Genomic DNA, 8,400 nt, shown 5'->3' on the forward strand with positions numbered 1-8,400 from the left:
GCAGTGGGGGGTATCGCGAGCAGGACCGCCGCCGCGGCCGACAGCGCGGCGGCGGCTTTCCTCAGGAGTGCCGTGGGGGCCATGGGTGCCATGGGCTCAGTCTGGCGACGTTCGCCTCATGCATCACAGAAGTCACAGCGGTCTCCGGCCAACTTGGCTGATCGTGCCCCCTGGTTGGCTTGAAGTCTCAAGTACTCGCGACGTCCCACACACCAGCGAACGCGTGAGCCCCGCCCCCGGCACACCACCGGGAAACGGGGCCCACATCACCGTAGAACCAAGCAGCCGGCCAGGCGGCTCAGAAGCGACGCGTGATCAGCGCGCGCTTCACCTCCTGGATGGCCTTGGTGACCTCGATACCGCGCGGGCAGGCGTCCGTGCAGTTGAAGGTCGTGCGGCAGCGCCACACGCCGTCCTTGTCGTTGAGGATCTCCAGGCGCTGCTCGCCCGCCTCGTCACGCGAGTCGAAGATGAAGCGGTGCGCGTTGACGATCGCGGCCGGGCCGAAGTACTGGCCGTCGTTCCAGAAGACCGGGCAGGACGACGTGCACGCCGCGCACAGGATGCACTTCGTGGTGTCGTCGAAGCGCTCGCGGTCCTCCGCGGTCTGGAAACGCTCGCGCGTGGGCTCGTTCGTGTCCTTCGTGATCAGGAAGGGCATCACGTCCCGGTACGCCTGGAAGAACGGCTCCATGTCCACGACCAGGTCCTTCAGGACCGTCAGGCCCTTTATGGGCTCGATCGTGATCGGCTTCTCGGGGTTGATGTCCTTGATCAGCGTCTTGCACGCGAGGCGGTTCTTGCCGTTGATGCGCATCGCGTCGGAGCCGCAGATGCCGTGCGCGCAGGAGCGGCGGAACGTCAGCGTGCCGTCGACGTCCCACTTGATCTTGTGGAGGCCGTCGAGGACGCGCTCCTTGGGGTCGATCTCCAGCTGGAAGTCTTCCCAGGTCGCCTCGGCCGAGACCTCCGGGTTGAAGCGGCGCACGCGGAACGTGACCGTGATGTACGGAGAGGCCGGAGACGCCGAGTCAGGGGTCTCGGCCTTGTCCAGAACAGGGGTTGCCATCAGTACTTACGCTCCATCGGCTGGTAGCGGGTCTGGACGACCGGCTTGTAGTCGAGGCGGACGGTCTCGGAGCCGTCGTCGCCGACCTCGCGGTACGCCATGGTGTGACGCATGAAGTTGACGTCGTCGCGGTTGGGGTAGTCCTCGCGGTAGTGACCGCCGCGGGACTCCTTCCGGGCGAGGGCGGAGACCGCCATGACCTCGGCCAGGTCCAGCAGGTTGCCCAGCTCGACGGCCTCCAGCAGGTCGGTGTTGAACCGCTTGCCCTTGTCCTGGATCGCCACGTTCTTGTAGCGCGCGCGCAGCTCGGCGATCTTCTCGACAGCCGTCTTGATCGTCTGCTCGGTGCGGAACACCATGACGTTCGCGTCCATGGTCTCCTGGAGCTCGCGGCGCAGCTCCGCCACGCGCTCGTTGCCCGTGGACGAGCGCAGCCGCTCGATCTGCTCGACGACCAGCGTCTCCGGGTTCTCCGGCAGCTCGACGAAGTCGGCCTTCTGGGAGTACTCGGCGGCGGCGATACCGGCCCGCTTGCCGAACACGTTGATGTCCAGCAGCGAGTTCGTGCCCAGGCGGTTGGCGCCGTGGACCGAGACGCACGCGACCTCGCCGGCCGCGTACAGACCGGGGACGACGGTCGTGTTGTCGCTCAGCACCTCACCCTCGACGTTCGTCGGGATGCCGCCCATCGCGTAGTGCGCGGTGGGCTGGATCGGGATCGGGTCCGTGTAGGGCTCGATGCCGAGGTAGGTACGCGCGAACTCCGTGATGTCCGGGAGCTTGGCGTCCAGCTGCTCCGGCGGGAGGTGCGTCAGGTCCAGGAACACGTGGTCGCCCTCGGGGCCGCAGCCACGGCCCTCGCGGATCTCCGTGTAGATGGAGCGGGACACGACGTCACGGGACGCGAGGTCCTTCATGACCGGCGCGTACTTCTCCATGAAGCGCTCGCCGTCCTTGTTGCGGAGGATGCCGCCCTCACCGCGGGCGCCCTCCGTCAGCAGGATGCCCATGCGCCAGATGCCGGTCGGGTGGAACTGGAAGAACTCCATGTCCTCCAGCGGCAGCCCGCGGCGGTACACGGCCGCCTGGCCGTCACCCGTCAGCGTGTGCGCGTTGGACGTCACCTTGAAGAACTTGCCGCAGCCGCCGGACGCGTAGATCACGGCCTTCGCCTGGAAGACGTGGATCTCGCCGGTCGCCAGCTCGTACGCCACGACACCGGCCGACTTCTTGACGCCGTCGACCTGGGTGATCAGCTGGTCGAGGACGTAGAACTCGTTGTAGAACTCCACGCCCTCCTTGACGCAGTTCTGGTACAGCGTCTGGAGGATCATGTGGCCGGTGCGGTCGGCCGCGTAGCAGGAGCGGCGGACCGGGGCCTCGCCGTGGTTGCGGCTGTGACCGCCGAAGCGGCGCTGGTCGATCGTGCCGTTCGGGGTCCGGTTGAACGGCAGGCCCATCTTCTCCAGGTCGAGGACCGAGTCGATGGCCTCCTTCGCCAGGATCTCGGCGGCGTCCTGGTCGACCAGGTAGTCACCGCCCTTGACCGTGTCGAAGGTGTGCCACTCCCAGTTGTCCTCCTCCACGTTGGCCAGCGCGGCGGCCATGCCGCCCTGCGCGGCGCCCGTGTGGGAGCGGGTGGGGTACAGCTTGGTCAGCACGGCGGTGCGGCTGCGCTTCGTCGACTCGATGGCGGCGCGCATGCCGGCGCCGCCCGCGCCGACGATGACGGTGTCGTACTTGTGGATCTTCATGAGTGGATACCTCAGCCCCGTGCCTAGCGGATGTTCGGGTCGAAGGTGAAGATCACCAGCGTGCCCAGCAGGATGGTGAACACCGTGGCGGTGTACAGCAGGCCCTTCAGCCACAGGCGCGTGTTCGGGCGCTCCGCGTAGTCGTTGATGACCGTGCGCAGGCCGTTCGCGCCGTGCAGCATCGCCAGCCACAGCATCAGCAGGTCCCAGGTCTGCCAGAACGGCGAGGCCCAGCGGCCCGCGACGAACGCGAAGCCGATCTTGGAGACGCCGCCGTCGAGGACGAGCTGGATGAGCAGGTGGCCGATGACCAGGACGACCAGGACGATGCCGGACAGGCGCATGAACAGCCAGCCGTACATCTCGAAGTTCCCACGGGTGGACTTCGGGGTCTTCTTGGTGCGCTTGCGGGGCGGCTCGATGACGGGAGCGGGGTTCTCGGGGCTGTAGCCCGACAGCTCGCCCGCGCCCTCTACCGGGCCGATGCCGGATTCGGTGGTCTCAGTGGTGGACATGTGCCTCAGCTCCCGAAGACTTCACGGACGGCGTGGCCGAGGACGGGGTACAGCGCCCCCAGCATCAGCACGAGCCAGACACCGACGACGCTCCAGAGCATCTGCTTCTGGTAGCGCGGGCCCTTGGCCCAGAAGTCGACGGCGATGACGCGCAGGCCGTTGAGCGCGTGGAAGAGGATGGCGGCGACGAGGCCGTACTCCAGCAGCGCGACGATGGGCGTCTTGTACGTGGCCACGACCTTGTCGTAGGCCTCGGGGGAGACACGGACGAGGGCGGTGTCCAGCACGTGTACGAACAGGAAGAAGAAGATGAGGACGCCGGTGACTCGATGAGCCACCCAGGACCACATTCCTTCCCGGCCGCGGTACAGCGTTCCAGCCGGCACGGAAGTTCCTCCGGGAGCGGGGATTGGGGCCGCGCCGGCTTGTGCTGTCGGTCGGGCCCGGCCGGGTACGGTCCACCGGCCCTGGCCATCGTAGCGAGGTGTGTCTGCGGCGCTTACGGGGGGCCTACGGGTGTGATCAAAACGGCATGCGGAAGGTGCGCGTATGGGTGAGTACCGGGCGGCATCCAGGGTGGGGGGTTTGTGTTGTTTGCCGGGTGTGGGTTGGTTGTGGCTTGTCGCGCCCACGCGGCGGAGCCGCATATCAGACACAGCCCCGCGCCCCTTTAGGGCGCTCAGTGCACCCGTCGCGTTGAGGAGTTCCTCACCAGTCTCGTCAGCCTTCCCCTTGCCAGGCGGCGGAGCTCCTCCGCTGCCAGGAGGCGTTCCTCTTCCGGGTCGTTGGTCAGGCGTGCGCGGATGCCGGTGAGGACGCGGTCGAGGGCCTCGCTGGTGGGGACGTCGTCCAGGCAGATGACGAAGACGTGGCCGAAGCGGCTCTCGTACGCGGCGTGGGCGGCGCTCAGCGCGGTGTGGGCGGCGGAGTACGCGCCGTCCGGGAGCAGGGTGAGCGTCTCGCCGGCCAGGGCCTCGGCGACGTCGGTGGGCGTCAGGTCGTAGGCCGCCTCGTCGGCCGCGGCGAGGAGCGCGTTCAGGTCCGGGTAGGGCCTGTGTTCGGCGACGCGGTGGGCCCAGCGCAGGCTCCGGCAGCAGGTGAGGAGGGCACGCTCGGCGTCGGCCGCGGGCGCGGCGTTGAACCGCTCCAGGGCCGTGGGGCCGGGGGCGGTGCGCGGCTGTTCCGGGAAGGCGACCTCGCCGGGGAGGTGGGAAAGACGGTGCGAAGGCAGCGTGGGTCCTCGGCGGTGTGTGGCGATGTCTTGTGGACGCCGCGTACGGGTCGGCAGGGAATGGTGTGTGAGGTGTGCCGTCACGTTATCGAGGGTGGTCAACGACTGTCCGAACGAGGGCTGAAATTCACCCGGACGGCAGAGTTTCGGAGCCGCTGGTGGACGGTCGGGGCGGATGGACGTCGTAGGTTCGAAGGCGGAGGTGTGTGAGTGGAGGGGTGTGTGAGTGGAGGTACGTGAGATGCGGCGGAAGCGGACTGAGGGAGAAAACGGAGGCGCGTCGTGAACGGTGGTCGACGCCGAGCACCCCGTATGAAGACGTCCGTGGGGCCGAAGAGGTTGCTCATCGGCGGCGGAATCGCTGTGGCGGGCGGTGCCGTCGTGCTGGGTGCGACCGTCTGGCCGGGCGGTGACTCGGGAGAGTCGCGTGCCGGCCGGCCGACGCGGGTGGGCGCGGGGAGCGACCCCGGCGACTGCCCGTCCCCCTCTCCGTCACCCTCGCGGTCGTACTCGCTGTCCGAGGCGCCCCGGACGATTCCGGCCGTACGTGACCACACGCCCGCCCGCGGCCCCGGCTGGCGCCCCTCCGACGGCGCCCGGCTCGTGATCGACGACAAGAAGCTGGCCGACGAGGGCAAGCTCACCGCGAGTGAGCTGGGCCTCACGTACGCCGGAGAGGCCGAGCCCTGCGACGGGGACGTGGCGTTGACGCTGGGCGGCGAGAACCAGCCGTCCTCGGAGGCGTACACGATGACCGTGCGGAACCGGCGCGTGACGATCTCCGCGCCCACCGACACGGGCGTCTTCTACGGCACGCGCACCCTCAAGCAGGAGGTGCGCGGTGGCGGTACGGCACCCGAGGGCGTCGTCAACGACCAGCCGGCCAAGCCCCAGCGCGGGTTCATGCTGGACATCGCCCGCAAGAACTTCTCGGCGGGCTGGATCGAGGACCGTATCCGCGAGCTGGGCGACCTGAAGTACAACCAGTTCGGGCTGCACTTCTCCGACGACCAGGGCTTCCGCATCGAGTCCGACTCGCATCCCGAGGTGGTGTCCCAGCCGCACCTCACCAAGGCGCAGGTACGGCGCATCCTGGACGTCGCGGCGAGCCGCCACATCAGGGTCGTCCCCGAGATCGACTCGCCCGGTCACCTCGGCGCGGTGATCCGCGCCCACCCGGATCTGCAGCTGCGCAGCGCCAGTGGTGCGGCGCCCTCCGGCACGGTGGACATCTCCAAGCCCGCGGCGGCGGACATCGTCGACGACCTGCTGAACGAGTACGCGGACCTCTTCCCCGGCCCCTACTGGCACCTCGGCGCCGACGAGTACCGGGCCCTGATGGTCTCGGACCCCGAGGCGTCCTACCCGCAGCTGGCGAGCGCGGCACAGGCCAAGTACGGGGCGGGGGCGACCGTGGCCGACCTGACGACGGGCTGGATGAACGACCGGGCCGCCACGGTACGGGGGCACGACCGGACGCCGCGGGCCTGGAACGACGGGTTCTTCAGCGGCGGCAAGGTGCAGCCGGCACGCGACATCCAGGTCGCGTACTGGACCGGTAAGGAGATCGGAGCCCGGGAGCCGGTCGCGTACCTGAGCACCGGACGCAAGCTGATCAACTACAACGACGAGTTCCTGTACTACGTCCTGGGCGAGCCCAACCAGTTCGTCTACCCGACCGGGCAGCGGATCTACGAGCAGTGGACACCGTTGGTGGTGCGCGGCACGACCGCGGTGCCCCAGCGGTACGACGACCAGATCCTGGGCGGGTCGTTCGCGGTGTGGTGCGACCTGGCGAACTCCCAGACCGAGGCGCAGGTGGCGGCGGGCGTACGGATGCCGCTGCGGGCGCTGACCCAGAAGCTGTGGGATCCGGGGAAGCCCGCTCTGTCGTGGGCGGAGTTCACGAAGCTGGCGGACCAGGTGAGCTGACGGCGGACCAGGTCAGCTGACCCGCGCCGCGCGGGGAGGCCGTCCGGCGCGGGCACACGGGGCGAAACCGCTGGACGGGTGAAACCGCTGGACGGCGAAACCGGTGGACGCGCGGGGTCGCTGAGCCGTATGTTCCGCGTGCCGTGCGTGAGGTTCTGGGGAGAGCCTTGTGCGGTTCTGTTGGATTTCGGATACGGGGGGCCAGTCCACCATGCTCTGCACACGATGCCGGCACTTCGATGCGGCACCCGACGGGATCATCTGCGACCACTGCGCCGCGGCCGGTGTCGCGCCCGTGGCCCCGCCGCACGGACAGGGCGCGTGGCTGCGCTCGCCCGTTGGGCTCGGCCGGGCCGTCGCCGTGCTGCTCGGGGCGGTCATCGCCGCCGACCTGCTCGCGATCTGGGCGGACCTCGCGATGTACGACGTGGTGGGCGACATCGTGGACGGCGACTCCAGTGCGGCCGTGCAGGACAGGGCCGAAAAGGCGGACTCGCTGTTCGCGGCGGCCGGGCTCGTGCAGACGGCCGCCCTGCTCTCCGCCGCCGTCGTCTTCCTCGTCTGGTTCCACCGGGTGCGGGTGAACGCGGAGGTGTTCGACCCGTTCGGACACCGCAAGAAGCGCGGCTGGGCGGTGGGCGGCTGGCTCGTGCCGATCGTGAACCTGTGGTTCCCGCGCCGGATCGCGCTCGACATCTGGGACGCGAGCAGCCCCTGGAACACGCCCCGGTCGCACGGCCTCGTGAACGGCTGGTGGGCGGCCTGGGTGATCAGCGTGGTCGCCGGGCGGTACGCCTCCACCGCCTATCGCAGGGCCGAGACGGCGCCGGAGATCGAGCGGGCCGCGGGGCAGGTGCTGTTCGCGGACGCGGCCGACGTCGTCGCGGGGGTCCTCGCCATCCTCTTCGTGCTCACGCTGACACGCATGCAGGACACGAAGGCGCGCAGCGGGCCGGGCGCGCCCGTGCCCGTCGGCTGACCTCGGGTCCATTCGGGGCGGATTGCCCGATTCCGGGGGCGAACCGCCGTACTGCTGTGGTGAAGTCGGCGCGGGTCGTGCCGAGATGCCGGGGGGAGCCGGGATGGGGTACTGGGGCTACTACGTGGTGGGCAGAAGTGAGCGGCCGCTCGTGGAGCTCGACGCGCTGGCCCGGGCGGAGGGCATGTCGCTGCTCTCCACGGCGGACGACGGCTGGCAGGTCTGGGAGTACCCGAACCAGGACGGCTCCGGTGATGTCGGGAGCATGCACGCGCTCGCCCGCGAGACCGGGGCGCCCGCGCTCTTCGGCTACGTCATGGACAGCGCCTGCGTGGTGGTCGAGGCCGCCGCGCCCGAGAGCGGGGGCTGGACCACGTGTCTGGCGCGCGGGGCCATGAGCGGCTATCTGGACGGTACCGAGGACGGACTCACCGTCGAGGACTACTTCCTGGAGCCGCGTGACGCCGCCGAGCGGGCCGCCGCCTGGGCCGCGGAGGCCGGCCGCACCGTGAACGCCGAGCGAATCGTCGACGTACTGGCCATGGAGCCCGATCCATCGGCGCCGTTGGCTGAAAACCTGCTGTTCCAGCTACTCGACCGGCTCGGGGTGGTGCCCCTGTGACACTCCCGGGTCGTTGCACGCAGTAAGGGGAAGTGCGGGCTCCGTTAAGCGCAGGCGCCCTGTCGAAGGAGTTCGAGGGAGGCGTGATGAGCCTGGTGGAACTGATCGCACAGGCCGACGAACGCGGGCTGGCCGCCAGCGGAGTGGCTTGTTTGGATCGCTGCGTTCCGTTGCTGGGGGGCGAGGACGAGGCGCTGCGCCCGCTGTGGGCGAGCCTCGCGGACGGTGACGTCTGGGGTGACTGGGGGGAGCGGGTCGCCAAGGTGCGCGGGGAGTTGGGCGTGGGGGACCCCGAGGG

8 protein-coding genes and 1 pseudogene are annotated in these 8,400 nt (G+C 69.4%); 4 read left to right on the top strand and 5 right to left on the bottom strand.

Going from position 1 to position 8,400, the window contains the following annotated elements:
- Window positions 1–298: 298 nt before the first annotated feature.
- The 5 genes from FNH08_RS37500 to FNH08_RS37520 all read right to left on the bottom strand — a co-directional run bounded on the left by FNH08_RS37500 (window position 299) and on the right by FNH08_RS37520 (window position 4,653).
- Entirely contained in the window at window positions 299–1,069 is a 771-nt protein-coding gene (locus FNH08_RS37500) for a succinate dehydrogenase iron-sulfur subunit (protein ID WP_152775996.1), read from the bottom strand.
- Window positions 1,069–2,823, bottom strand: coding sequence for a succinate dehydrogenase flavoprotein subunit (sdhA, locus tag FNH08_RS37505; protein ID WP_152775997.1), 1,755 nt, complete (start codon window positions 2,821–2,823; stop codon window positions 1,069–1,071). The genes FNH08_RS37500 and sdhA overlap by 1 nt, the downstream gene beginning before the upstream one ends.
- Window positions 2,824–2,846: 23 nt before the next feature.
- Complete coding sequence (locus FNH08_RS37510) at window positions 2,847–3,338, bottom strand: succinate dehydrogenase hydrophobic membrane anchor subunit (protein WP_152775998.1); 492 nt, start codon at window positions 3,336–3,338, stop codon at window positions 2,847–2,849.
- 5 nt (window positions 3,339–3,343) lie between these two features.
- A complete protein-coding gene (gene sdhC, locus FNH08_RS37515; RefSeq protein ID WP_322726126.1) occupies window positions 3,344–3,724 on the bottom strand; it encodes a succinate dehydrogenase, cytochrome b556 subunit in 381 nt (126 codons plus the stop codon).
- A gap of 293 nt (window positions 3,725–4,017) precedes the next feature.
- Window positions 4,018–4,653, bottom strand: coding sequence for a 2-oxo-4-hydroxy-4-carboxy-5-ureidoimidazoline decarboxylase (locus FNH08_RS37520; protein WP_407704533.1), 636 nt, complete (start codon window positions 4,651–4,653; stop codon window positions 4,018–4,020).
- Between the two features lie 228 nt (window positions 4,654–4,881).
- On the opposite strand from FNH08_RS37520, the gene FNH08_RS37525 reads away from it, so the two are divergent.
- From FNH08_RS37525 to FNH08_RS37540, 4 genes and pseudogenes are all read left to right on the top strand, one after another.
- On the top strand, window positions 4,882–6,501 hold the full coding sequence (locus FNH08_RS37525; protein ID WP_194238747.1) for a beta-N-acetylhexosaminidase: 1,620 nt from the start codon (window positions 4,882–4,884) through the stop codon (window positions 6,499–6,501).
- Window positions 6,502–6,712: 211 nt separating this feature from the next.
- Window positions 6,713–7,480 (top strand): DUF4328 domain-containing protein, encoded by a 768-nt coding sequence (locus FNH08_RS37530; RefSeq protein WP_152775999.1) that lies wholly within the window; start codon window positions 6,713–6,715, stop codon window positions 7,478–7,480.
- A 103-nt stretch (window positions 7,481–7,583) separates the two neighbouring features.
- Window positions 7,584–8,102 carry a hypothetical protein gene (locus FNH08_RS37535; protein ID WP_152776000.1) on the top strand — a complete coding sequence of 173 codons (519 nt, stop codon included), beginning with the start codon at window positions 7,584–7,586 and terminating at the stop codon, window positions 8,100–8,102.
- Between the two features lie 86 nt (window positions 8,103–8,188).
- Window positions 8,189–8,400: pseudogene (locus tag FNH08_RS37540) on the top strand (hypothetical protein); the annotation flags it as partial.

This window comes from Streptomyces spongiae, assembly GCF_009377185.1.
Classification (GTDB): domain Bacteria; phylum Actinomycetota; class Actinomycetes; order Streptomycetales; family Streptomycetaceae; genus Streptomyces; species Streptomyces spongiae.